Genomic DNA, 24,538 nt, shown 5'->3' with positions numbered 1-24,538 from the left:
CACGCCCGGCGTCCTCTTCTCGTGAGTGCGTTGTCCTGCCGCACTGTACGACGGGTCAACCGGCGTTCGGGCTCCTTCGCGCGTTCTCGGTCCTGCTGTGGGTGACGGAGGCGGGCGAGACGGTCACGTCGAAGTAGGTGTCCGGGTACGGCTCCTGCCGGTAGGTGAAGTGCCACCACTCCTCCGGGATGCCGGTGAAGCCCGCGCCCTCCATCAGGCGCTTCAGCCACAGGCGGTCCGTGTGGGCCGTACCGGTGATGCGGCCGTCCAGCGTGTGGGCGCGCTCGTCGAAGCAGTCGAAGCCGGTGCCCATGTCGATCGAGGCGTCCGGGAAGCGCTGGGCCTTCGGCGCGTAGCAGGAGGTCAGGTGCTCGCCCGGCCGGTACGGGCGGGTGGGCGTGGCCGGCAGCCTCACGATCGAGAGGTCGACCGTACTGCCGCGGCTGTGGCCCGACCGGCGGGCGATGTATCCCTCGTCGAACAGCCGGGACTTGTCGACCTCGGGGTAGAACTCGGCCTTCATCGCGTGGTCGCCGGGGTCGCCCGACCACGCCACGAACCGGTCCACGGCCCGTTGCGGGCGGTAGCAGTCGTACACCTTCAGCGAGTAACCGCGGTGGAGGAGCCCCTGTTGCACCCGGTGCAGGGCCCGCGCCGCCGGAACGGTCAGGAGGCACAGCGGCGCCTGGTAGCCGGTGACGACCCGCCCGGTGAAGTTGTGCGGCGTGGCGTACCGGATGTCCTGGATGATCGTCGAGTCGACCGAGCTCAGCGCGACGAAGTGCGGACGCGGCTCGGCGGCCGCCGTCCCGGCCGGGGCGAGTAGCGCGGCCACGACCAGACCGCAGAGCGCGAAGACAGCTCTCTTCATCCGTACACGATAGGCGTCACGTGGAGTGACGGTCCCGCGCCGGGGGACGCGAGGCTGCACGGAGAGTGATCGTCGCCTGCCGAGGGCATGCGGCACAGGGCACCGAGCTTTTCCACTCACCGACCACGTCACCGACCTGGCGTCCGACAGCCGTCCCCATCGCGCCCTGTGGGACGCCACCGCAGCCGCACTCCTCCTCACGGAACTGGGCGACGACGGGCCCGCCCACCGTGGTGGTGCGGGCCCGTACGGGGGTGAGTGTCAGCCGCCGAGGGCGTGGACCATGTTCATGATCGCGGTGATCTGGGCGCCGCCGTGGGTGTCGTAGTTGCCCGCGTTCAGGTATCCCCACCAGTCCCAGCAGCCCTGGGGGTTGCTGCCGAAGTTCGCGACGGCCTGCGGGTAGAGGACGATCATGTTGTTCGTGTCGCCGTACTCGTTCAGGTGCGCCTTGGTGACGAACGTCGTGCCGATGGAGCCGGCGCCCTGCAGGCAGCCGTGCAGTGCGACCATGAGCCGGCACGAGGTGCCCGAGGCGCAGGCGGGCGGCACGTAGGCGTAGCCGGTGGCGCCCATGCTGATCGCGCTCGCGCTGCCGCCGGGCGCGTAGGCGTTCTGGTCGAACGACACGACGCTGCCGGACGGGCTCGCGGCCGGTGCGGCGACCGACCCGAACAGCTGGGTGAGCATCGTGCGTTCCGGGTCGGTGCCGCAGTTGTTGATGTAGGGGGTGTAGCTCGTGCCGCAGGCGTTCGGGCCGAGCGGGCTGACCCAGGAGTGTGCCGCCGGGGTCGTGTTGTCGTACGTCACGTTCGCGCCGAAGTCCTTGTAGAACTGCACGAGGTCGTTGGAGGAGCCGACGCTGACGGTCGTGTCGGCGGTGCCGTGGAAGACGTACACGCGGTGGCCCGACAGGTTCGCGACGTTGTCGATCGTGCCCTGCGCGGACCGGGTGCGGGCCGTCTGCTCCAGCGAGGACAGGTTCCGGCTCTGGATGTTGTACATGCACGCCAGCTCGGCGGTGGTGAGGCTGCCCTGGGCGCAGTGGTACGGGCCGCCCGCGAAGACGCCGGTGCCCTTGATCGTGCCGGAGTAGGCCACGTGGAGCTGGTCGGCCATGAAGCCGCCGGAGGACACCCCCGAGTCGTAGACGGCGCTGACGTTGTAACGGCCCAGCGTGGCGGCGTGGGCGGGTGCGGCGACCGCGGTCGCGGCGGTGCCGAGCAGGCCGGTCGCCGCGAGGGCGACGGCACCCCGGCGGAGGCGGCGCAGAGTTAATCTCATCGTGCTCCTTTCCTCAAGCGGCTCGCTGGTCAGGACGCCAGCGAGCAGGTGTTGGCGAGGTCTCCGGAGGCCGGCCTGGGCAGCGTGGCGCTGGGCGGCGGCGTGTGACCGGCCGACCAGCCCTCCATCGCGGTGAACGCGGCGCGGAAGCACGGCAACATGGGCCGCAGCCGGTCGGGATACGTGTCGTACAGCCCGTCGACGTGGTTGCCGCCCTCGACCCGGTAGTAGCGGAACGGCCCGCGCACCATGCGGGCGTACACGTCGCCGTCCTGGGAGATCGGCAGCAGCGTGTCCAGCGTGCCCTGGAGGGTGATCAGCGGTTTGCGGATCCGGCCGGTCAGCGACACGCGGGCCACCGCCCGGTGCACCGAGCGGGGCCGGGCGGCGTAGTCGTAGTCGGCGTCACAGCCCGGCGTGCCGCTCGCGCAGTACGGTGTGCCCGCCTCGGTGGCGCCGTCGTAGGAGGGGTCGAACTCCTCCCGGTAGATCCGCTGGGTCAGGTCCCAGTAGACCTGCTCGTGGTACGGCCAGAGGAACTCCGAGCCGGGCGCGAGGCCGGCGTCCAGCAGCGCCCGGTGCGCCTCGGCGGAGCCGGCGGCGTAGGCGGGGTAGTTCCTCAGCAGCGCCGGCAGGTAGGTGAACAGGTTCGGGCCGTCCGCGCGGAACAGCGTGCCCTCCCAGTCCACGCCGCCGTCGTACAGCTCCGGGTGGTTCTCCAGCTGCCAGCGGACCAGGTAGCCGCCGTTGGAGATGCCGGCCGCGTACGTCCGCGCGGGCGCCCGGCCGTACCTGCGGGCGACCGCCGTCCTGGCCGCACGGGCGAGCTGGGTGACGCGGGTGTTCCACTCGGCGACGGCGTCGCCGGGTCGCCGTCCGTCCCGGTAGAACGCCGAGCCGACGTTGCCCTTGTCGGTCGCCGCGTAGGCGTACCCGCGGGCGAGCACCCAGTCGGAGATCGTGAAGTCGTTGGCGTACTGCGCGCGGTTCCCGGGCGTGCCGGCGACCACGAGTCCGCCGTTCCAGTGGTCGGGCAGGCGGATCACGAACTGGGAGTCGTGGTTCCAGCCGTGCGTGGTGTTCAGCGTCGAGGTGTCGGGGAAGTAGCCGTCGATCTGCGTGCCCGGCACCCCGGTCGGGTTGCGCGTCCCGGCCGGTTGCAGGCCCGCCCACTGCGCCGGGTCGCTGTGCCCGTCGGCGACGGTGCCGGCCGTGGTCAGGTCGGGCAGGCACGCGCCGACCTCGTACGCCGCGCCGGGCACGGCGACCTCGCACGAGCGCGGGGAGGCCGCGACGGCCGGTGGCGCGGTGAGCGTGAGACCCAGGGCCATCGCGGCGAGGAGGCGAATACGCGGCATGAAGTCTCCCTGCGTCGTCGGCGCCCCCCGAGAACGCCGTAATCGTCACCGCGCGGGCGACCGTGTTCCATCGGCCGCCGCCACACTTTCGCGCCACCGGAGGTGTGCGTGACCCACATCAGCCACTCGTGGGGGGTACGGACCCGGCGGTCGCGGCCGTGGTGACCGGGGTCCTGTGGAGGAGAGGAACGCCTCTTCGCGGCCGAATGTGTGTTCGCGGCACATGGTCGGTCGCTGACCCGCGTCCTAGGGTTCCCGGTCAACGAACGGTGTGATCGACGCGACAACGGCAGGAGAGCGGATGGCAGCGGTTCTGCGCGCCCGGGGCCTGGCCAAGGAGTTTCGCGGCTTCCGTGCCGTCGACGACGTGGACCTCGACGTCCCCGAAGGCGGCGTGCACGCGCTCGTGGGCCCGAACGGCGCCGGCAAGACGACGCTGTTCAACCTCCTCACCGGGTTTCTGCGGCCGACGGCGGGCCGCGTGACGTTCGGCGAGCACGAGCTGTCCGGGCGGCCGCCCGAGCGGATCGCCCGTCTCGGGGTCGCCAGGTCCTTTCAGATCACGAGCCTGTTCGCGCAGCTCACCGCGCGGGAGCACGTCGAGCTGGCGTTGCAGGGCGGCACCGGCCTCGGCTGGCGGTTCTGGCGTTCGGACAAGCGGCTGGGCCGGTTCGGCGACCGCGCGCGGGACCTGCTCGCGCAGGTGCGCCTCGCCGACCTGGCCGACACGCGTGCGGGCGCGCTCTCGTACGGGCACAAACGGGCGCTCGAACTGGCGCTGGCCCTCGCCCTGGACCCGAAGGTGCTGCTCCTGGACGAGCCGACCGCAGGCATGGGCGCCGAGGACGTCGACGCCACCGTCGAACTGATCGGCCGCGTACGCGACGGCCGGACGGTCGTGCTGGTCGAGCACAACATGAACGTCGTCGCCTCGCTCGCCGACAAGGTCACCGTCCTGCAGTCGGGCCGGGTCCTCGCCGAGGGGCCGTACGCCGAGATCCGGCGCGACCCCCGGGTCGTCGCCGCCTACCTGGGAGACGCCGATGCTACGGATTGACCGCCTGTCCGCCTGGTACGGCGAGGCGCGGGCGTTGCGCGAGGTGTCCCTGGAGGTCGGCGAGGGCGAGATCGTCACCCTGGTCGGCCGCAACGGGGCCGGCAAGACGACCCTGCTGCGCTGCGTCATGGGCCTGCACTCCCAGGCCGAGGGCACGGTGGAGTTTCTCGGCGCCGACGTGTCACGCCTCGCGCCGCACCGGCGGGCGCAGCGCGGGCTCGGCTACGTGCCGGACGACCGGGGGATCTACGCGAACCTCTCGGTCGAGGAGAACCTCCTGCTGCCGCCGGTGGCCGGCCCGAAGCCGTGGTCGCTGGACCAGGTGTACGACACCTTCCCCCGGCTGCGCGAACGGCGCCGTTCGCCGGGCACCAGGCTCTCCGGCGGCGAACAGCAGATGCTCGCGCTCGCCCGGGTGCTGAGGATGGGCGCGCGGCTGCTGCTGTGCGACGAGCCGACCGAAGGCCTGTCCCCGCTGATCATCCAGCAGATCGGCGGGATCCTGCGCGACGTCAAGGACCAGGGCGTCACCGTCCTGCTCATCGAGCAGAACGTGCACTTCGCCGCCACGGTGGCCGACCGGCACTACCTGCTCGCCGAGGGCCGGATCGCCGAATCGATGGACAACGCCGAGGTCAAGGCGCGCGAGCACGAGCTCCTCGGCTACCTCGGAATCTGAAGGAGAACGCGATGAGGACTTATCGTCGTACGGCCGCGCTGGCCGCCGGGGTGGCCCTGGTCACCGCCGGATGCAACGGCGGTCCCGGCGGAGGCGGCGGGAAGATCAGCGACGGCAAGATCGAGATCGCCGTCCTCAACGACCAGTCCGGCGTCTACGCCGACCTTTCGGGCAAGGCCAGCGTCGAGGCGGTCAAGATGGCGATCGCCGACTTCAAGGCCAAGTACGGCGGCAAGGCCGTGGCCAAGAAGATCGAGGTCACCACCGCCGACCACCAGAACAAGCCGGAGGTCGCGAGCTCCAAGGCCCAGGAGCTGTACGACCGGCAGCGCGCCGACATCATCCTCGACGTGCCGACCTCCTCGGCCGCCCTCGCCGTGGCGGGCGTCGCCAAGTCCAAGAAGAAGATCTTCATGGACATCGGCGCGGGCACCACCGCGCTGGAGGGCGCGCAGTGCAACAAGTACACGTTCCACTACGGCTACAACACCTACATGCTGGCGCACGGCACCGGCGACACCATCACCCAGGACGGCGCGAAGAACTGGTACATCATCTACCCGGACTACGCGTTCGGGCAGGACATGACCAAGAGCTTCAGTGCCGCGATCAAGGGCGCCGGCGGCACGATCGTCAAGAACGACCCGACGCCGTTCCCCAGCGACAACTTCTCCACGTTCCTGCTCAAGGCGCCCGGGCTGAACCCCAAGCCGCAGGTGCTCGGCGCCATGCAGGCCGGCGGTGACCTGGTCAACCTCGTCAAGCAGTACAACGAGTACGGGCTGAGGAAGAAGGGCATCGGGCTGGCCGTCGGGCTGATGTTCCTCACCGACATCCACTCGGTCGGCCCGGACGCCCTGGCGGGCACGAAGTTCAGCGACGCCTGGTACTGGAACGCGAGCCCGGACAACCGGGCCTGGGCGGACCGGTTCCTGGCCAAGACCGGCAAGCGGCCGACCTTCGCGCACGCGGCGAACTACTCCGCCGCCCTGCAGTACCTCGAGGCGGTCCAGCGCGCCGGCACCGACAAGTCCGACGCCGTGGTCAAGCAGCTGGAGGGCTACAAGTTCGGCGACGTGTTCGCCAAGAACGGCACGATCCGCGCGCAGGACCACCTCCTGCTGCACGACGCCTACCTCGCCCAGGTGAAGCCGTCCGCTGAGGTCAAGGAGCCCTGGGACTACGAGAAGATCCTCAAGACCATTCCCGCGGACCAGGCGTTCCAGCAGCCCGACGCGGCGTGCGGGCTCTGATGCTGCAACAGGCATTCGACGGCCTCGTCAGCGGGGCGTTCTACGCCCTGCTGGCCCTGGGCCTGGCGGTCATCTTCGGCATGCTCGGCGTGGTCAACTTCGCCCACGGCGCCTTCTACATGCTCGGCGCGTTCGGCGCGTACGTGCTGCTGGACCACTGGGGCGTGAGCTTCTGGATCGCGCTGCCCGTCGTACCGGTCGTGCTCGGCGTCGTCGGCGTGGCCGTCGAACGGCTGCTGGTCCGCCGGCTCGCGGCGCTCGACCCGCTGTACAACTTCCTGCTCACCTTCGGCATCGCGCTCGTGCTGCAGGACCTGGTCAAACGGGAGTACGGCGTGCAGTCCCAGCCGTACCCGCGCCCGTCCGCGCTGTCCGGCTCGGTGAACCTCGGGCTGTTCTCCTATCCGTCGTACCGGGTGTTCGTGCTCGGCGTCGCGGTCGTCGCCTGCCTGGTGGTCTGGTACGCGCTGTCCCGTACGCGGGCGGGGATGATCGTCCGGGCCGCCACCGAACGGCCGGAGCTGACCCGCGCGCTCGGCATCGACGTCGGGCGGTGGGTCACCCCGGTGTTCGGCGCCGGGATCGCCCTGGCCGGGCTCGCCGGGGTGCTGGCCGCGCCGATGCGCGCGGTCAACCCGCTCATGGGATCGGACCTGATCATCGCGGTCTTCGCGGTGGTCGTGATCGGCGGGCTCGGCTCGATCTTCGGCTCGGTGGTGTCCGGCTTCGCGGTCGGCGTGCTCACCGCCGTGACGAACTTCTACCTTCCGTCGCTGTCGCAGACGCTGGTGTTCATCCTCATGGTCGTCGTCCTGCTCTGGCGGCCCGCGGGGCTGTTCGGACGCGAGGAGGGAGTCGCGTGATCCTCCGGAGACTGGCCGCCCGGCCCGTCCTGCTCGCCGCGGGCCTGCTGGTGGCGCTCGCCCTGCCGTGGCTGATCTATCCGCCGGTCGCGATGGACATGGTCTGCTGGGCCCTGTTCGCGGTGGCGGTCGACCTCCTGCTCGGCTTCACCGGGCTGCTGTCGTTCGGGCACGCGGCGTTCTGGGGCTCCTCGGCGTACCTGACCGGGCTGATCGCGCTGCACAGCGGGCTGCCGTTCCCGGTCGCGGTGCTCGGCGGAGCGCTGGCCGCGGCCGTGCTGGCGGTGCCGATCGGCTGGCTGTCGGTGCGGCGCACCGGCATCTACTTCGCCATGGTGACGCTGGCGTTCGCGCAGCTGGTCTACTTCGTCGCGAACCAGTGGCGCGGCCTGACCGGCGGGGAGAACGGGCTGCAGGGCATCCCGCGCGACTTCTTCGGCGTCGACCTGTCCGACCCGTTCTTCTTCTACTACGCGGGCCTGCCGATCGCCGTGCTCGGGCTGTGGTTCGCCTGGCGCGTGGTGCGTTCGCCGTTCGGCCGGGTGCTGGTCGCGGTGCGCGACAACCCGGCGCGCGCCCGTGCGCTCGGCTACCCCGTCGACCGGTACAAGCTGCTCGCGTTCGTGCTGTCCGCCGGGCTGTCCGGGCTGGCCGGGGGACTGTTCACCATGGGGCACGGCTTCGTCTCGCTGGAGGAGGTGTACTGGACCACCTCGGGCCAGGTCGTGATGATGGTCGTCCTCGGCGGCATCGGCACACTGTGGGGCGGCGTGCTCGGCGCGGTCCTGATCGTCGAGCTGGGCGACTACCTGTCCACGGCCGGCTTCGAGGAGACCGGCATCGTCACGGGGACCGTGTTCGCCCTCACCGTGCTGGTCTTCCGGCGCGGCATCTGGGGCACCGCCGCCTGGCTGACGGCCGGCCGCCGCGAGCGCGCCGCGGCCGGGGCGGCCGTACCCGTCGGCGAGAGGGAGAACGGGGAGCCGGTCAGAGCGTGAACGCGAGGGGCCGGTCAGAGCGGGAGGCTGCCGCGCAGGCGGTGCAGGTGCAGCGCGAGCTGGATCTGCAGCGCCCGGTCGGCCCGCTGCCAGTCGGCGCCGATGAGCCGGCCGATCCGCTCCAGCCGCTGGGTGACGGTGTTGGTGTGGATGTGGAGCCGCTCGGCGGTGCGCGCGAGGCTGCCGCCGGTGCCGAAGTAGATCGCCATCGTCAGTGTCAGCGCCGTTCCCCGGCGTTCGTCGTAGGCGATGACCGGGCCGAGCGTGCGCTCGACGAACGCGCCCGTGTCGCCGCCCTCGCCGATCAGCAGCCCGACGAAGCCCAGGCCGTCCGCGCTCGCGCCGTCGCCCTCGCGGCCGAGGGCCAGCAGCGCGTCGGCGCAGCGCCGTGCCTCCCGGCGCGCCGCGTCCGCGCCGCCGGGCAGGTCGACCGGGCCGGCCGCGCCGGCGGTGGCGGGCAGGCCGAGCGCGGCCCCGAGTTCCCTGGCGACACGGGCGGCGGCCTCCTCCGGACGATGGCCGGGCAGCAGCAGCACCACCTCACCGGAGTAGGCGGTGCTGAGGCCGTGTTCGGCCGCGGAGAACGACGACGCCCAGAACGCCGCCCGCTCGCGCCGGCCGCCGTGTCTGGCGACGACGAGGACGTGGTCGGCGCCCAGGTCGACGCCCAGCCGGCGGGCGCGGGCGTCGAGCGCGTCCGGGTCCGAGACGTGCCCGGCGACCAGGTCGTCCAGCAGCTCGCCGCGTACCCGGCCCTCGACCTCGGTCATGTTGCGGCGGAACAGCAGCAGCAGCGCCATGACCAGGGCGGCGCGCTCCAGGATCCGCTCGTCGGCGTCGGCGATGTCACCGGAGGCGTGCAGCGCCAGCGTGCCGAGCACCTCCGCGCCCGCGCCGATCGGGATGACTCGCAGGTCGCCCCGCCGCGCCGTACGGCCCAGCGTGCGCGCTCGTGTGATCAGATCCTCGTCCACCCGATCGACCCGGCCGACCTCGGCGAGGCGGCGGCCGTCGGCGTCCAGCACGACGAGTGAGCCGCCGAGGATGTCGGTCACCACCGACGCGACGTCCTCGACGCCGCCGCCCCGTACGACCAGGTCGGTCATGCGGTCGTGCGCCCGCGCGGCCCGTTCGACCGCGTCGCCGCGCACTCGTGCGGCCTCGCTGGCCGCGCTCAGCTCCTCCAGCGTGACGCGGGTCTCCTGGAGCAGGCGGGCGTTGTCGATCGCGACCGCGGCGTGGGCGGCCAGCGAGCACAGCAGCGCCACCTCCTCCTGGGCGTAGGAGCGTTCGGCCCGGTCGGCGGCGAACAGCACGCCGATGACCCGCTCGCCGAGCCGCATCGGCACTCCGAGAATGCCGACGAGCCCCTCCTCGGTGACCCCGCCGTCGATCGACCCGGTGTGCCGGAACCGTTCGTCGTTCAGGTAGCCGGAGCTGGCGTACGGCGCGCCGGTCTGCGCGACCAGCCCGCCGAGCCCGGAGCCGAGCGGCAGCCGGAGCGTCTGGAAGGCACGCGAGATGGAGCCGTCGGTGACGCGCATGTACGTGTCGCCGCGGCTCGGGTCGTTCAGCGTCATGTACGCGACGTCGGCGCCCAGCAGCTGGCGCGCCCGGCGCACGATGGCGTTCAGCACCGCGTCGAGGTCGCGCAGCCCGGCCAGGTCGCTCGCGGTCTCGAACAGCGCGGACAGCTCCACCTCCCGCCGCGCCCGCCGGGCCAGCAGCGCGCGTACGCGCAACGCGGCCGTCTTGGCCTGTTCCAGCTCGGCGAGGTCGGCGGGGGAGGCGCCGGCGGCCCTCGCCTCGGCGATCGGCGTCTCGAAGTCGACCGCCGGCGCCTCACGGGCGAGCAGTTCGAAGAAGATCCGGGTGTTCACGGGGGGTGTTCTCGCGGGTCAGTGCGCGGTCCAGCCTCCGTCGATCGGCATCGAGGAGCCGGTGATGAACGCCGCCTGTTCGGAGCACAGGTAGGCCACCACGTCGGCGACCTCGGCGGGTTCGAGCAGCCGCTTGATCGCGGCCGGCTCCAGCATGACCTGCTCGACGACCTCCGTCTCGCTGAGGCCGTGCGCCCGGGCCTGCGCGGCGATCTGCTTCTCCACCAGCGGCGTACGGACGTAGGAGGGGTTGACGCAGTTGGAGGTCACGCCGTGCTCGGCGCCCTCGAGCGCGATCACCTTGGACATGCCCTCGATGGCGTGCTTGGCCGTGACGTAGGCGACCTTGTACGGCGAGGCGACGAGCCCGTGCACCGAGGAGACGTTGACGATGCGCCCCCAGCCCTGGGCGTACATGCCGGGAAGGAGCCGGCGCGCCAGGCGGAAGGGCGTCTCCACCATGAGCCGCTGGATCCGCGCGAACTCCTCCGGCGGGAACTCGTGCACCGGCGCCACATGCTGCAGGCCGGCATTGTTGACGAGGATGTCGGCGGCCAGATCCAGGGTGTCCACGACGTCCGGTTCGGACAGGTCGGCCACCCGGAACTCCCCGCCGGCCTCGCTCGCGGCCTCCTTGGCCCCGTCGGCGCTGACGTCCACCACGATCACATGCGCGCCCGCCTCGGCGAGCCTCCGCGCACAGGCCCGCCCGATGCCACTGGCCCCGCCGGTCACGACCGCGGTCCTGCCGGTCAGCTCCCGGTGCTTCGCCGTCTCACCACTCATGCCAGCGAACCTAGACCGCCGGCCCCGGTCGCTCCACATGGGAGGCCTCCATGACTCGGAGCCGACCAATGTGGTACGGCACATGTCCGGCGGTGGGTCAGTGGCGGGTTGGGCGGGACAGGTCCGGGGCCGCGGCGCCCGGGACGGCCGAGCCGACGGTCAGCAGCAGCCGGCCCGCGACCGTGGGCAGGCCCTCTCTGGTGGCGCAGGACTGGGGCCGGGCGGTGGACATCGTGTAGGCCGCGCTCCACTTCTGCCCGTCGAACTCCCCGTCGGTGACCGTGCCCTTGATCGCGACCACGCTCTGGCCGGCGTTGACCGAGACCACCGCGGTGAAGGACATCGTGCTGGTCCGGCCGTTGTTCCAGGTGACCTTCCGGGTGCCGGAGTACCGGCCGGAGACGCAGGACAGCCGGCCGGTGGCGTGGAAGGTCGACCGGGCGGCGGTGATGGCCGGGTCCGCGCTGGAGACGCACCGGGTGAGCGTGGACGTGCCGTGGATGGTGATCTCCTGCGGCCGCGTCGTCAGGCCGGGGGAGTAGGCGACGGTCTGCGAGCCGCCGCAGGCGGTGGTCCCCGCCGTTCGGGCCGCATGCGCGCGGCCTGCTCGTGGGCGGGAGACGGCGCCGGCGGAGTCCGGGGTGAGCGCGGCGGCGGACAACGCGAGCCCGGTCATCGCCATCACCGCGGGTAGGAATGGGGAGGAGCCGGATGAGGGCCTGCGAACCAGCATGTCTTCTCCTTACCGCGGCGGCACCACCGCGCCTGTCGTCCTGGATCCGCCGACGAATGGCGCGTTGCTCACTGTCACATGTCGATTACTGACAGTCAACGAAATCTGTTGTGCGAGGCAGGCCGGTGTCGCATGATCAACGGCCCGAAGTGGCGCGTTCTGGTCGGTATCCGGGCGTCTTGATCATGTGGCATCGCCGTACGCTGCGGCGTTTCGACGACCCGAGGTCGTGATCGGCGACGGCCGAGAGGCGGGTGGCCGGCGGAAACCATGGCGATCTCTCGTCTTCGCGGCCGGGTGAATGGCCGGTGTGCCAGGCGATTTCCACTCTTCGTAGCCGATGATTACCGAGAGTAGTATGCCGCCTGATGATTACGGACCCGCGTACGAACGCCGCCCACGGACACCGCTGGGTGCTGTGGCTGTTCGTGTTCGCGGGCGTCGTGATCCATTCGAGTCTGTGCCCGCCGAACGTCCACGCCGGTGTGCTGAGCGCCACGACGCGAGCGTGCGTCTCATCGGCCTCCGGCACGCCGCCGCCCGCCGAGCAGAGCCGCGGCGAGACGCCGGACACCGACAGCGTCGCCGACGCCGGCCGCCCGTGCGCGCCGGCGCCCCACCCGCACCACCACCCGCCGTGCGGCGTCATCGACCACCGCGGCTCGGCGCAGCAGCGCGCGCTCGGGCCGTGGCATGCCGCGGCGGTGCCGTGGCTCCTGCCGGCCACGCCGGACGCCGGCGCGGCCGCCCGGCCGGCGGGCGTCCGCTCCGGCGGCCGCTGGTCGCGTCCGCCCGCGGCACACGCGGGTGCGGGCCTGCTGATCGATCTGTGCTCCTCGCGTACGTGACGGCGCCGGCGCACCCCTGACACACGCCGCGACGTGGTCCCGGCCGCTCCGAGCCGCCGCGACCGCTCATCCTCGCGCGCCCGTCCGGGGTCCGCGCCCACGGTGATCTGCCAGCACGTCCTGCCGGATTTCCAGGAGCGCAGCGAGTCATGAGAGAACCGCACATCATCCTTCAGACCTGGCCCTTCAACTGCCTGACGTGCCAGCACGCCTGGGAGGGCGTGTACGAGGCGTGGCACTGCGACGACGGCCGCGGCGGCCAGGTGGTCACCTGGCGCTACAAGGGGACGGCGAGCATGCCGCCGTGGATCGACCCGTCGTGCCCGTCCTGCTCCAGCCTGCGCGTGAAGACCCTGCCGCCGGGCGCCCGCCCACCCGCCGACGACGAGCGGCGAGAACCGCCGATCGTCCCGCGCCAGCGACGACCCTGACCACGAACGGCCACCGCGTTCGAGCGGAACGGCCGCATCGGGGTGGCCCGCGGTCGGGGGCCGTGCTTGGGTGGGGCGAGCCGCGGTGGCCGCTCAGGTCGTCCGGCCGCTGGCACCGTTCCGGGGCGAGGTGGACGATGGGGCTGAGTTATCGGGACGCGGTTCGCCTGCTGGGCGGGCAGAGCGGCACCGCCAAGGCTCTGGACCGGCTCAGCGGCGGGCTGCTGCTGGCCGCCTCGGCGACGGGCAGCGCGTTCGTCCTCAGCCTCTTCGACGCCCGCGGGGAGCTGGCCCGGCTCAGCGGCGCTCTGGTCATCGAGCTGGGCGACCGGATCCGGGGGCTGGACCGCTTCCAGCGCAGTGAGCGGCTGGCGGCGGCCCACGCCGTCATCGTCCTCACGGCCTACTTCGAGGCGCTCGCCGGCCTGGATCTGCCCTTCGACGTCGAGCGGATCGAGCCGTCGGAGCAGGTGGCGCTCGCGGGAGGCGGCCCGCCGGGGACGAACCGGCCGGCCGACCTGGCCACCGGCCTGCTCAAGGCGGAGGTCCCGATGCCCGCGCCGCAGTGGCCGTACGAGGTGACGCTCGACACCCTCGGCGGTTTCTACGTGGGGCTCTCGAAGGAGGTGGTGCGCTTCCTCTCCGGGCTCGCCGCCTGGGACCGGCTCGACGAGACGCAGCGGGACCGGCTGACCGGGACGCTCATCACCGAGACGCCGGGCCGGGCCGTGGTGCGCTACGAGGAGCTGTTCCGCCGGCTCGCGGTGGAGTTCCCCGAGGTCGCCTTCTGGGCGAACGCGGTGGACCATCAGGCCACGCGGGAGCGGCTCCGGGAGCTGGGCGGCGCCCTCGCGGGACTGGAACGGACCCTCGCCGGCATCGCGACGGGCCGGCTTCCGGACGAGCGGCGGCTGAGTCTCTCCCGTGCCTACCGCGCGGCGCTGGACCGGCCGATCCTGACCTCCAACGACGCGTTCCCGGGGGTCCGCCTGCCGTCACTCGGCATGGCCTACGTGAACCCCGACTACCGCACCGCCGTGGTCGATCGGCCCGAGGGCGTGGGGGAGGAGTCCTGGTGGGAGGAGCAGCCCGTACGGGAGGACCTGGAGGCCTTCCTGCTCGGCCGTCTCACCGTCCCGGAGGCGACCCGCGCTCCCCTGATGGTCCTCGGCCAGCCCGGGTCGGGAAAGTCGGTGCTCACCCGGATCCTGGCGGCGAGGCTGCCGCCGAGCGAGTTCCTGACCGTACGCGTCGAACTTCGCGAGGTGCCCGCCGACGCGGATCTGCAGGCGCAGATCGAGCATGCCGTGCGAACCGCCACCGGAGAGACCCTGTCCTGGCCCGAGCTCGCGCGCAGCAGGGGCGACGCGCTCCCGGTGGTCTTACTGGACGGGTTCGACGAGCTGTTGCAAGCGACCGGGGTCAGCCAGACCGACTATCTGCAGAAGGTCGCCGAATTCCAGAGTCGTGAGGCCGATCAGGGGCGTCCGGTGGCGGTGTGGGTGACGAGCCGGACGGCCGTCGCCGACCGGGCCCGTCCGGTCGCGGGGATGGTGGCGGTGCGCCTAGAGCCGTTCCGCGAACGGCAGGTCGGCGCATGGCTTCGCGTGTGGAACGAGACCAACGAGACCAACGCCGGCTGGCGGCCCCTGACCTCCGAGGCGGTGCTGGCCCAGGGCGAACTCGCGCGCCAGCCGCTCCTCCTCCTGATGCTCGCCCTCTACGACGCCGGCCGGAACCGGCTGCGCGGCAGCGACGCCTCCCTCGGTCAGGGCGAGCTCTACGAGCGGCTCCTGCACGACTTCGCGGAGCGGGAGGTCCGCAAGGCCGGAGCCGCACTCGCGCGGCCGGACTTCCAGCGAGCGGTCGAGCGCGAGCTGACGCACCTGTCGCTGGTGGCGTTCGCGATGTTCAACCGGGGCCGGCAGTGGATCACCGAGGTCGAACTCGACGCCGACCTCGCGGCGCTCGCCGCCGAGGTCGACCAGCCGATGGCGGCGGCGGGCCTCCGCTCCCGGCTGACCGCCGCTCAGATCGTTCTCGGCCGGTTCTTCTTCGTTCACGAGGCGCAGGCCACGCGCGACGACCGGCGCCTCTCGACGTATGAGTTCCTCCACGCCACCTTCGGCGAGTTCCTCGTCGCCCGGTGCGTCGTCAACGAGATCGCCGAGCTGGCCGAACTGATGAGCCGGACGAGGGAGCGTGGCCGGCACGTGCCGATCGACGACGCGTACCTGCACGCCGTCCTGTCGTTCATGCCCCTCACGATGCGTAACACGACCGTGGGCTTCGTGGAGGAACGGCTCCGGGACATCACCGAGGAGCAGCGCGTCCTGGTCCGGGAGCTGTTCCTCGAGCTCTTTCACGACGCCCTGCTCCCGAGACGGGACACCCGCCACGCCGACTACGCTCCCCAGCCGGTAACGGTGCCGCGCCGGCCCGCGGTCTACTCGGCCAACCTGGTGCTCCTGCTGCTGCTCACCGGCGGCGAGTTCGCCGGTGACGAGCTGTTCCCCGCCGCGAGTGATCCGGTCGCGGAATGGCGCAGGACCGCCCTTCTCTGGCGTTCCCAGCTGCCCCCGGAAGGCTGGCTCGCCTTCGTCGAGTTCCTCGACCTCGACCGCGTGTGGGAGGGCGATCGACGGCGACTGCGGATAAGAGGGCGTTCCGACGGCGAACTCTCGCCCACCGATCCGTTCTGGACCTACAACATCACCCCAGGAAACCGCTATTTCGCCTGGGTCCGGACGGACGCCGACCTTCTCCGACGGCAGGCGCGGGTCCTGTGCGATGACGGCGACGACGTCCTCGTCCACGCCCTCGAGCCGCTGGCCGGGGAGCTGGGCAGCACCGTGACGACGTTTCACGTGCACGGCGGAAAGCCCCCGTTGTCGGCGGCGCACGCGTTGATCCGTCTGTGGCTGGAACTCGTGCGTGACGAAGGGCCCGCGGAGCTCACCGAGGCGTTCGAGGCGTGCCTGCAGATCGCGCTCTACGGTTTCGCGCCGGCGGACCGCCACACCCGCCGCCGTTTCCGCCGGCTCTTCCTGAGGCACCTGGCCGAGCACTGGCTACGCCTGGACTCCGGCTGGCTGGACCACGCGATGAGGTTGATCGGAGGAAGCGGCGGAGATCCCGTGGAGGAACGGGACGAACTGCGGCGGGACGCGATGAGAATTCTCGCTGAGGACCTGCTGGGCCGAGCCGGATGACCGGGCCTCGGTGATCCGCGCGACTAGTCGCGAGCGCCGAGGCCGCCGACGATCAGGTTGAGGGTGAACTCGAACCGGTCCAGGGGGGTGCCGGACGTGAGCTCGGCCGCGTACCGCTTCGTGTGGGGGAAGGCGCCGGGCAGCGCGGCGAACCGGCGCAAGAGTTCGTCGCGGCCGACGGCCCACCCCTCCTGGTCGACATGGCGGTCCATCAGAGAGGTCTCGAGGCAGAAGGCGTTGACGTAGAGGGTCAGCGCGTCGATCGCCCAGGCGGCCGTCCGCGGGTCGACGCCGCCCGCCAGCACGATGCCGAGCATGCCCTCGCTCACGCGCAGGGTCTCCAGGTTCGTCGGGGCCACGGCGAGCGCCGCCAGGGAGACTCCGGGGTAGCGCAGGTACTGGTCACGGAGCTGGGCGCAGACGTCGATGATCTGCGCGCGCCAGGTGTGCGGGTCCGGTTCGGGGAGCTCGATCTCGGCGCAGAGCCGTCCGATGAGGAGGTCGTCCAGGTCCTCCTTGTTGACGACGTGGGCGTAGAGCGACGCGGGGCCCGTTTCGAGTGCGGTGGCCACTCGTCGCATCGTCAGGGCGTCGTATCCCTCGCGCTCGACGATGCCGAGTGCGGTCTCGACGATGGCGTCCACGGTGATCGGCCTCTTGCGCCCCGCCGACGGCCCGCGACGGGTCGCGGTGGTGTCGTCGGCCAGGGGCTGCTGGTGCCGCGCCGCGCGCCGTCGCTCAGCGGGTGATGCCATGCGGCACAGTCTAGCCACCCGCGAGCAACGTTCTAGTTGACACGATCAGTGTTCTTGTTTCATGGAATAGTGTTCGTATCACTGTTCCCTGAGGAAGAAGACCAGATGTCCATGAACGACACCGGCCCGGACTACGACGTGCTCGTGGCGGGCGCCGGACCGGTCGGCCTGATGCTCGCCACCGAACTGGGGCTGGCGGGGGTCCGGGTGCTCGTCGCCGAACGGCGGGAGGAGCCCGACACCGCCGTCAAGGCGGGAGCGATCAACACCGCCTCCGCGGAGGCCTTCGAGCGGCGCGGCCTGCTCCCCGCGGTGGAGGCGCTGCTCCCCGACAGGTCCGGGGCCGCCGGCCCGGGGCGGCCTTCCGTCGGGCACTTCGGCGGGATCCAGGTGCCGGCGGGCCCCGTCGACGAGGAGGACCCCGAGCTGCGTGGCCGGGGACGGGCCGGTTGGTACCTCCAGGTCCCGCAGGTCGAGGTGGAACGGATCCTCGGCCGGCGCGCGGCCGAGCTCGGCGTCGAGGTCCGGCGCGGGGTCGAGGTGCGCGGGTTCGACGCGGACGAGACCGGCGTCACCGTTCACCTGGACGGCCGGGGCGACGTGCGCGTGGGGTGGCTCGTCGGTTGTGACGGCGGCCGCAGTCTGGTCCGGCGCCTGGCGGGCTTCGAGTTTCCCGGCACCGACCCGCGGATCACGGGCCGCCACGCGGTGGTCACCGTGGAGGGGGCGGAGCGCCTGGGGCGGGGCTGGCAGTACACCCCCGCCGGCGTCTACGTCCACGGGCCGATGCCGGGCCGGGTGCGCACCGTCGAGTTCGACGGCCCCCCGGCGGACCGGGACGCGCCGGTCACCGTGGCCGAGATCGAGGCCAGCCTGCGGCGCGTCAGCGGCGTCGACGTCCGCGTCACCGAGGTCATCGGCAGCGCCGGGCGCTACACGGACAACGCGCGGCAGGCGACGACCTATCGGCGCGGTCGCGTGCTCCTGTGCGGGGACGCCGCCCACGTGCACTCGCCCTTCGGCGGCCAGGGCCTGAATCTCGGGCTCGGCGACGCCGTCAACCTGGGCTGGAAGCTCGCCGCCACCGTGCGCGGGTGGGCGCCCGAGGGCCTGCTCGACACCTACACCGGCGAACGGCATCCGATCGGCGCCTGGGTGCTCGACTGGACGCGTGCGCAGGTGGCCGTGATGCGCGGCGATGCCGACAGCCGGGCGCTCAGGGGTGTGGTCTCCGACTTCCTCGGCACCCGGGACGGGGCGACCTACTACGTGAAGCGGATCTCCGGGCTGTGGCAGCGCTACGACCTGGGGGACGGCCACCCGCTGGTCGGCTCGGCCGTGCCCGGCCTCCGGTTCGACGACGGCACCCGGCTCGCCGACCACGCCCACGAGGGCCGGACCCTGCTCGTCGATCTCGCCGGAGACGACCGGCTTGCGGCTCTGGCCGAGCCGTACGCCGGGCGGCTGACGCTGGTCCGGGGAAGCTCGGCCGGCGCCGGGGTGAGCGGCCTGCTGGTGCGTCCCGACGGCTTCGTGGCCTGGGCGTCGGCCGACGGCGACCCCGCCGGCCTCGAGACCGCCCTGACGCGCTGGCTGGGTGTGGCCTAGATTACGACGGCGTGTAGTACTACGGCCGGTAGTATTTACGACGAGAGGTAGTACTACACGTCGTAGTAGTTATATGGGGGCCGCGGAATGAATCCGCTCGACATCGCCCGGTGGCAGTTCGGGATCACCACCGTCTACCACTTTCTCTTCGTCCCCCTGACGATCGGGCTCTCCGCCCTCGTCGCGGGGCTGCAGACGGCGTGGGTGCGCACCGGCAAGCCGCACTACCTGCGTGCCACCAAGTTCTGGGGCAAGCTCTTCCTGATCAACTTCGCGATGGGCATCGTGACCGGCATCGTGCAGGAGTTCCAGTTCGGGATGAACTGGAGCGCCTACTCCCGGTTCGTCGGTGACATCTTCGGGGCGCCGCTCGCGATCGAGGGCCTGCTCGCCTTCTTCGTCGAGTCGACCTTCCTCGGCCTGTGGATCTTCGGCTGGGACCGGCTGCCCAAGCGGATCCACCTCGCCTGCATCTGGATCGTCTCGGTCGGGACCCTGCTGTCGGCGTACTTCATCCTCGCCGCCAACTCCTGGATGCAGCACCCGGTCGGCTACCACCTCGACACCGCCACCGGCCGTGCCCGGCTCACCGACTTCTGGGCCGTGCTGACCAACTCGACCATGCTCGTCGCCTTCCCGCACACGATCACCGCCGCCTTCGTCACCGCCGGTCTGTTCGTCGTCGGGATCAGCGCCTGGCACCTGGCCCGGCGCCGGCACGTCGAGGTCTTCCGGCCCTCGCTGCGGATGGCACTGGTCGTCACGTTCGTCGCCTCGCTCGGCGTCGCCGTCACCGGCGACCAGCAGGGCAAGGTGATGACCGCGCAGCAGCCGATGAAGATGGCCGCCGCCGAGGCGTTGTACACCACCGAACGGCCCGCGTCCTTCTCGATCTTCACCGTCGGCACGCTCGACGGAGGCCGCGAGATCTTCAGCGTCAAGGTGCCCGGCGTGCTGTCGTTCCTGGCCACCGGCCACTTCGACGGCAAGGTGCTCGGCATCGACGACGTGCAGGCCGCCGAGCAGGCCAAGTACGGCGCGGGCGAGTACCGGCCGATCGTGCCGCTCGCGTACTGGAACTTCCGGCTCATGGCCGGCATCGGGTTCCTCACCGCGGGCATCGCCCTGCTCGGCCTGTGGCTGACCCGGCGCGGGCGGCTCCCCGCGAACCGCTGGGTCTGGCGGGCCGGCGTCGTCTCGCTCACCCTGCCGTTCATCGGCAACTCGGCCGGCTGGATCTTCACCGAGATGGGCCGTCAGCCCTGGTCGGTGTACGGGGTGCTGAAGACGTCCGCGAGCGTCTCGCCGGGCGTCGGCGCCACCTCCATGCTCGTCTCGCTGCTGTCCCTGACCGCCCTGTACGGCGTGCTCCTCGTGATCGAGACGCGGCTCCTGATCCGGTACGCCAAGGCCGGTCCGCCCTCCGAGGAGGAAACCCTCGGCGGGGACGACCGCGCCGAGCCGTCGCTCACGTTCGCCTACTGAGAGGGGGAGACGCGTCATGGCCCTCACGACCGTCTGGTTCATCCTCATCGCCTTCCTGTGGACCGGCTACTTCTTCCTGGAGGGCTTCGACTTCGGGGTCGGCGTCCTGCTGCCGGTGCTCGGCCGGGACGAGGCCGAACGCCGCGTGATCCTCACCACGATCGGCCCGGTCTGGGACGGCAACGAGGTCTGGTTCATCGTCGCCGGCGGGGCCACCTTCGCCGCGTTCCCGGAGTGGTACGCCACGCTCTTCAGCGGCTTCTACCTGCCGCTGCTGGCGATCCTGCTCGCGCTGATCGTGCGCGCCGTCGCGCTGGAGTACCGCGGCAAGCGCGACGACGCGCCGTGGCGCCGCCGCTGGGACCGGGCGCTGTTCTGGGGCAGCCTCGTGCCGGCGTTCCTGTGGGGCGTGGCGTTCGCGAACCTCGTGCGCGGCGTGCCGCTGGACGCCGCCCACGAGTACGCCGGAACCGTCGTGGACCTGCTCAACCCGTACGCGCTGCTCGGCGGGCTCGCCACGCTGACGCTGTTCGTGCTGCACGGCGCGGTCTTCGTGGCGCTCAAGACGACCGGCGAGGTACGGCGGCGGGCGGGCCGGGTCGCGCGCCTGGCCGTGGCCGCCGCGATCGTGGCCGGTGGGGCGTACCTGCTGCTCACCCAGCTGCTGTACGGCAAGCCGGTCACCTGGCCGGCGGTCGCGGCGGCGGCCCTCGCGCTGGTCGGCGCGGCGCTGGCGAACGCGCGGGGCCGGGAGGGCTGGGCCTTCGCCGGCACCGGCGCGGCCATCGTGCTCGCCGTCGTGACGATGTTCCTCGCGCTGTTCCCGTACGTCATGCCGTCGACGATCGCCGCGGCGAACGGGCTCACCACCTCCAACGCCGCCGCCTCGCCGTACACGCTGAAGATCATGACGATCGTCGCCCTGGCGATCACCCCGATGGTGCTGTTGTACCAGGGCTGGACCTACTGGGTATTCCGCCGGCGGATCGGCGTGCCGCCCACACCCCGGCAGCCGCAGGCCTCACCGCGGCCGGTCCGGTGAAGCCGCTCGACCCCCGGCTGCTGCGGTACGCCCGCGCCACCCGGGTCTACCTGGCCCTGTCCGTGGCTCTCGGGGCCGCCACGGCCGGGCTGGTCATCGCGCAGGCCACGCTGCTGGCCGACCTGATCGCGCGGGCGTTCCTCGGCGGCGCGTCGCTCGCCGCGCTGCGCACGCCGCTGCTGCTCCTGCTCGGCGTCGTGGCCGGCCGGGCGCTCGTCGCGTGGCTGCAGGAGGTCGCCGCGCACCGTTCGTCGGCGGCGGTCAAGTCGCAGCTGCGCGGGCGGCTGCTGGCCCAGGCCGTACGGCTCGGCCCGGCCTGGCTCTCCGGCGAGCGCGGAGGGGAGCTGGCCACGGTGGCGACGCGGGGCGTCGACGCGCTGGACGGCTACTTCTCCCGCTACCTGCCGCAGCTCGTCCTCGCCGTCATCGTGCCGCTCGCGGTCGGCGTGCGAATCCTGTCCGGTGACTGGGTGTCCGCGCTGATCATCGCGTTGACGCTGCCGCTGATCCCGGTCTTCGCGATCCTGGTCGGGCTGTCCACCCGGGCGAAGATGGACCGCCAGTGGCGGACGCTGTCGATGCTCGCCGGCCACTTCCTCGACGTCGTGTCCGGCCTGCCGACGCTGAAGGTGTTCGGCCGGGCGAAGGCGCAGGCGCGGACCGTACGCGAGGTCACCGACCGGTACCGCCGGGCCACCATGGCCACGCTGCGGGTGGCGTTCCTGTCGGCGCTGGTCCTCGAACTGCTCGCCACCCTCTCGGTCGCCCTGGTCGCCGTCTCGATCGGGCTGCGGCTGGTGAACGGGGAGATCGGCCTGCGGACCGCGCTGCTCGTGCTCATCCTGGCGCCGGAGGCGTACCTGCCGCTGCGGCAGGTCGGCGCGCAGTACCACGCGAGCGTCGAGGGGCTCACCGCCGCGGAGCGGATCTTCGAGGTGGTCGAGACGCCGGCGCCCGCGGGCGGGACCGTGACCGACGTCCCGGACCTGACCCGGGCGACGATCCGGCTCGACGGCGTCACGGTCGGCTACGACGGCCGCGACGCGCCCGCGCTCGCGGACCTCTCGCTGACCGTCCATCCCGGCGAGACGGTCGCGCTCGTCGGGCCCAGCGGCGCGGGCAAGTCCACGCTGCTCGCGGTCCTCCTCGGCTTCGTCCGCCCGGACGCCGGCCGCGTCCTCGTCGACTGGACCGACCTCGCGGCGTTCGACCCGGACGCCTGGCGCGCGCGGATCGCCTGGGTGCCGCAGCGGCCGTACCTGTTCGCCGGGACGGTCGCCGACAACATCCGGCTGGGCCGCCCGGACGCGACGGATGACGAGGTGCGGCGCGCGGCGTCCGACGCGAACGCGCTGGAGTTCGTCGAGGCGCTGCCGGACGGATTCGCCACCCGGCTCGGCGACGGCGGCGCGGGGCTGTCGGCCGGTCAGCGGCAGCGCGTCGCGCTGGCCCGCGCGTTCCTGCGGGACGCGCCGCTGCTGCTGCTGGACGAGCCGACCTCGAACCTGGACGCGGAGAGCGAGGCCGCGGTGGCCGAGGCGATCCGGCGGGCCGCCGCCGGACGTACGGTCGTCCTCGTCGCCCACCGCCCGGCGCTCGCGGCACTGGCCGACCGCACCGTACGGATCGAGCCGGCGGGGGTGGCGGCATGACGGGGGTCCGGCCGGCGCGGCTGCTCCTGGCCCTGTTCTTCGGCGTGCTCGCGCTGGGCTCCGGCGTGGCGCTGATGGCCACTTCGGCCTGGCTCATCTCACGCGCGGCCCAGCACCCGCCCGTGCTCACGCTCATGGTCGCGATCGTCGCGGTGCGGGCGTTCGGCATCGGACGCGGCGTGTTCCGCTACGCCGAGCGGCTGACCGGCCACGACGTCACGTTCCGCGTGCTCGCCGACCTGCGGGCACGCGTGTACGAGCGGCTGGAGCGCGTCGGTCCGCTGCGCGGCGGCGACCTGCTCGGGCGGCTCGTCGCCGACGTCGACGCGGTCCAGGACCTGTACCTGCGGGTCCTGCTGCCCGGCGCCGCCGCCGCGGTCGTCGGCGGCGCCTCGGTCGGGCTCGCCTGGGCGCTGCTGCCCGCCGCCGGTGCCGTGCTGCTCGCGGCGCTCCTGGTCGCCGGGCTGCTGGCCCCGTGGCTGTCCGCGGTCGCCGCCCGTCGAGCGGAGAGCCGGGGAGCCGAGCTGCGCGGTGAGCTGACCGCCCACGTCGTCGACACGCTGCGCGGCGCCCCCGAGCTGATCGCGTACGGGGCGGCTCCCGAGCGGCTCGCCGAGGCGGCCCGGCTGGACCGCGCCCACACCCGTACGGCGGCCCGCTCCTCCGCCTCCGCCGGCGCGGGCGCGGCGCTGGCGACGCTGGCCGGCGGCCTGGCCGTCTGGGGCGCGCTGGCCGTCGGCGTGCCCGCGGTACGGTCCGGGCGGCTCGACGGGGTGCTGCTCGCGGTCGTCGTGCTGCTGCCGCTGGCGGCGTTCGAGGTGGTGGCGGGCCTGCCGCTCGCCGCCCGGACCCTGGGCGGCGTCCGCCGGTCCGCGGATCGGGTCCGCGCGGTGCTCGACCGCCCCGACGCCGTGCGGGAGCCGGTGTCGCCGGAGCCCCTGCCCGCGCCGCCGTACGCCCTGCGGGTCCGGGACCTGCGGGCCCGGTGGACGCCCGGCGGCCCGTACGCGCTCGACGGCGTCTCGCTCGACCTCGCGCCGGGGCGACGGTGCGCGGTGGTCGGGCCGAGCGGCTCGGGCAAGACGACGCTGACCGCGGTGCTGCTGCGGCTGCTCGACCCGGCCGGCGGCGAGGTGTCGCTGAACGGCGTCGACCTGCGTGAGATCGCCGGCGACGACGTGCGGCGCGCCGTCGGGGTGTGCGGCCAGGACGCGCACCTGTTCGACACGACGATCGGGGAGAACGTCCGGCTCGCCCGCCCGGACGCCACCGAGGAGGAGGTACGCGACGCGCTGCGCCGCGCCCGGCTGCTGGACTGGGTGTCCGCTCTGCCCGCGGGCCTGGACACGTACGTCGGCGAGCACGGCGCGCGCGTCTCCGGCGGCCAGCGGCAGCGCGTCGCCCTGGCACGTACGCTGCTGGCCGACTTCCCGATCCTGCTGCTGGACGAGCCGGCCGAGCACCTCGACGTCGCGACCGCCGACGCTCTCACCGCCGACCTGCTCGCGGTCACCGAGGGCCGTACGACCCTGCTCGTCACCCACCGCCTGGCCGGCCTGGCGGCGGTCGACGAGATCCTGGTCCTGTCCGGCGGCCGGGTCGCCGACCGGGGCACGCACGCCGGCCTGCTGTCCCGCCCGGGCCCGTACCGGGACATGTGGGAGCGGGAACGCGAGCACGACGATGCGCTCACGGCGGGCCGGATCGCGCCATGACGGAATGGTTCGGGTGGGCGATGAGTTG

20 protein-coding genes are annotated in these 24,538 nt (G+C 72.5%); 13 read left to right on the top strand and 7 right to left on the bottom strand.

The annotated features are described in order from the left end of the window. Window positions 1-55: 55 nt before the first annotated feature. From ACQEV1_RS34910 to ACQEV1_RS34900, 3 genes are all read right to left on the bottom strand, one after another. Entirely contained in the window at window positions 56-871 is an 816-nt protein-coding gene (locus ACQEV1_RS34910; protein ID WP_433399682.1) for a M15 family metallopeptidase, read from the bottom strand. Window positions 872-1,132: 261 nt separating this feature from the next. Beyond that, complete coding sequence (locus ACQEV1_RS34905; RefSeq protein WP_433399679.1) at window positions 1,133-2,155, bottom strand: extracellular catalytic domain type 2 short-chain-length polyhydroxyalkanoate depolymerase; 1,023 nt, start codon at window positions 2,153-2,155, stop codon at window positions 1,133-1,135. 29 nt (window positions 2,156-2,184) lie between these two features. Then, window positions 2,185-3,513 (bottom strand): tannase/feruloyl esterase family alpha/beta hydrolase, encoded by a 1,329-nt coding sequence (locus tag ACQEV1_RS34900; protein WP_433399676.1) that lies wholly within the window; start codon window positions 3,511-3,513, stop codon window positions 2,185-2,187. Between the two features lie 301 nt (window positions 3,514-3,814). On the opposite strand from ACQEV1_RS34900, the gene ACQEV1_RS34895 reads away from it, so the two are divergent. From ACQEV1_RS34895 to ACQEV1_RS34875, 5 genes are read left to right on the top strand one after another with little or no spacing between them, the layout of a single operon-like run. Continuing rightward, entirely contained in the window at window positions 3,815-4,570 is a 756-nt protein-coding gene (locus ACQEV1_RS34895) for an ABC transporter ATP-binding protein (protein WP_285584690.1), read from the top strand. Beyond that, window positions 4,557-5,249: an ABC transporter ATP-binding protein gene (locus ACQEV1_RS34890; protein WP_433399673.1), complete on the top strand. Its 693-nt coding sequence runs from the start codon at window positions 4,557-4,559 to the stop codon at window positions 5,247-5,249. The genes ACQEV1_RS34895 and ACQEV1_RS34890 overlap by 14 nt, the downstream gene beginning before the upstream one ends. A gap of 11 nt (window positions 5,250-5,260) precedes the next feature. Next, a complete protein-coding gene (locus ACQEV1_RS34885; RefSeq protein WP_285629720.1) occupies window positions 5,261-6,502 on the top strand; it encodes an ABC transporter substrate-binding protein in 1,242 nt (413 codons plus the stop codon). Next, window positions 6,502-7,365, top strand: coding sequence for a branched-chain amino acid ABC transporter permease (locus tag ACQEV1_RS34880; protein WP_285584683.1), 864 nt, complete (start codon window positions 6,502-6,504; stop codon window positions 7,363-7,365). The genes ACQEV1_RS34885 and ACQEV1_RS34880 overlap by 1 nt, the downstream gene beginning before the upstream one ends. Further along, window positions 7,362-8,363 (top strand): branched-chain amino acid ABC transporter permease, encoded by a 1,002-nt coding sequence (locus ACQEV1_RS34875; RefSeq protein WP_433399668.1) that lies wholly within the window; start codon window positions 7,362-7,364, stop codon window positions 8,361-8,363. The genes ACQEV1_RS34880 and ACQEV1_RS34875 overlap by 4 nt, the downstream gene beginning before the upstream one ends. Window positions 8,364-8,377: 14 nt before the next feature. On the opposite strand, the gene ACQEV1_RS34870 is transcribed toward ACQEV1_RS34875, so the two are convergent. The 3 genes from ACQEV1_RS34870 to ACQEV1_RS34860 all read right to left on the bottom strand — a co-directional run bounded on the left by ACQEV1_RS34870 (window position 8,378) and on the right by ACQEV1_RS34860 (window position 11,762). Next, the gene (locus tag ACQEV1_RS34870; protein ID WP_433399665.1) at window positions 8,378-10,243 is read right to left on the bottom strand and encodes a helix-turn-helix domain-containing protein; all 1,866 of its coding nucleotides are present in this window, start codon (window positions 10,241-10,243) and stop codon (window positions 8,378-8,380) included. Between the two features lie 18 nt (window positions 10,244-10,261). Next, complete coding sequence (locus ACQEV1_RS34865; protein ID WP_285629725.1) at window positions 10,262-11,029, bottom strand: 3-hydroxybutyrate dehydrogenase; 768 nt, start codon at window positions 11,027-11,029, stop codon at window positions 10,262-10,264. 97 nt (window positions 11,030-11,126) lie between these two features. Then, the gene (locus ACQEV1_RS34860) at window positions 11,127-11,762 is read right to left on the bottom strand and encodes a hypothetical protein (RefSeq protein WP_433399662.1); all 636 of its coding nucleotides are present in this window, start codon (window positions 11,760-11,762) and stop codon (window positions 11,127-11,129) included. A gap of 368 nt (window positions 11,763-12,130) precedes the next feature. Here ACQEV1_RS34860 and ACQEV1_RS34855 point away from each other — a divergent pair, with 368 nt between their 5' ends. The 3 genes from ACQEV1_RS34855 to ACQEV1_RS34845 all read left to right on the top strand — a co-directional run bounded on the left by ACQEV1_RS34855 (window position 12,131) and on the right by ACQEV1_RS34845 (window position 16,253). Further along, a complete protein-coding gene (locus ACQEV1_RS34855; protein ID WP_433399659.1) occupies window positions 12,131-12,610 on the top strand; it encodes a hypothetical protein in 480 nt (159 codons plus the stop codon). Window positions 12,611-12,759: 149 nt separating this feature from the next. Then, window positions 12,760-13,041, top strand: coding sequence for a hypothetical protein (locus ACQEV1_RS34850; protein ID WP_285584675.1), 282 nt, complete (start codon window positions 12,760-12,762; stop codon window positions 13,039-13,041). A gap of 137 nt (window positions 13,042-13,178) precedes the next feature. Then, window positions 13,179-16,253 carry an NACHT domain-containing protein gene (locus ACQEV1_RS34845; RefSeq protein ID WP_433399656.1) on the top strand — a complete coding sequence of 1,025 codons (3,075 nt, stop codon included), beginning with the start codon at window positions 13,179-13,181 and terminating at the stop codon, window positions 16,251-16,253. Window positions 16,254-16,276: 23 nt separating this feature from the next. On the opposite strand, the gene ACQEV1_RS34840 is transcribed toward ACQEV1_RS34845, so the two are convergent. Continuing rightward, the gene (locus ACQEV1_RS34840) at window positions 16,277-17,008 is read right to left on the bottom strand and encodes a TetR/AcrR family transcriptional regulator (RefSeq protein ID WP_433399653.1); all 732 of its coding nucleotides are present in this window, start codon (window positions 17,006-17,008) and stop codon (window positions 16,277-16,279) included. A gap of 105 nt (window positions 17,009-17,113) precedes the next feature. Here ACQEV1_RS34840 and ACQEV1_RS34835 point away from each other — a divergent pair, with 105 nt between their 5' ends. From ACQEV1_RS34835 to cydC, 5 genes are all read left to right on the top strand, one after another. Then, on the top strand, window positions 17,114-18,616 hold the full coding sequence (locus tag ACQEV1_RS34835; protein ID WP_433399650.1) for an FAD-dependent monooxygenase: 1,503 nt from the start codon (window positions 17,114-17,116) through the stop codon (window positions 18,614-18,616). A gap of 87 nt (window positions 18,617-18,703) precedes the next feature. Next, window positions 18,704-20,101 (top strand): cytochrome ubiquinol oxidase subunit I, encoded by a 1,398-nt coding sequence (locus ACQEV1_RS34830; RefSeq protein ID WP_433399647.1) that lies wholly within the window; start codon window positions 18,704-18,706, stop codon window positions 20,099-20,101. A 16-nt stretch (window positions 20,102-20,117) separates the two neighbouring features. After that, window positions 20,118-21,143: a cytochrome d ubiquinol oxidase subunit II gene (gene cydB, locus ACQEV1_RS34825; RefSeq protein WP_433399644.1), complete on the top strand. Its 1,026-nt coding sequence runs from the start codon at window positions 20,118-20,120 to the stop codon at window positions 21,141-21,143. Next, entirely contained in the window at window positions 21,140-22,795 is a 1,656-nt protein-coding gene (gene cydD / locus ACQEV1_RS34820) for a thiol reductant ABC exporter subunit CydD (protein ID WP_433399641.1), read from the top strand. The genes cydB and cydD overlap by 4 nt, the downstream gene beginning before the upstream one ends. Continuing rightward, a complete protein-coding gene (cydC, locus tag ACQEV1_RS34815) occupies window positions 22,792-24,510 on the top strand; it encodes a thiol reductant ABC exporter subunit CydC (protein WP_433399638.1) in 1,719 nt (572 codons plus the stop codon). The genes cydD and cydC overlap by 4 nt, the downstream gene beginning before the upstream one ends. Window positions 24,511-24,538 lie beyond the last annotated feature (28 nt).

Origin of the sequence: Actinoallomurus sp. CA-142502, from assembly GCF_050936355.1 — a bacterium.
GTDB classification, from domain to species: Bacteria; Actinomycetota; Actinomycetes; order Streptosporangiales; family Streptosporangiaceae; genus Actinoallomurus; species Actinoallomurus iriomotensis.
The sequence above is the reverse complement of the archived record's forward strand: the minus strand, read 5'-3'. Positions and strand labels throughout refer to the sequence as shown.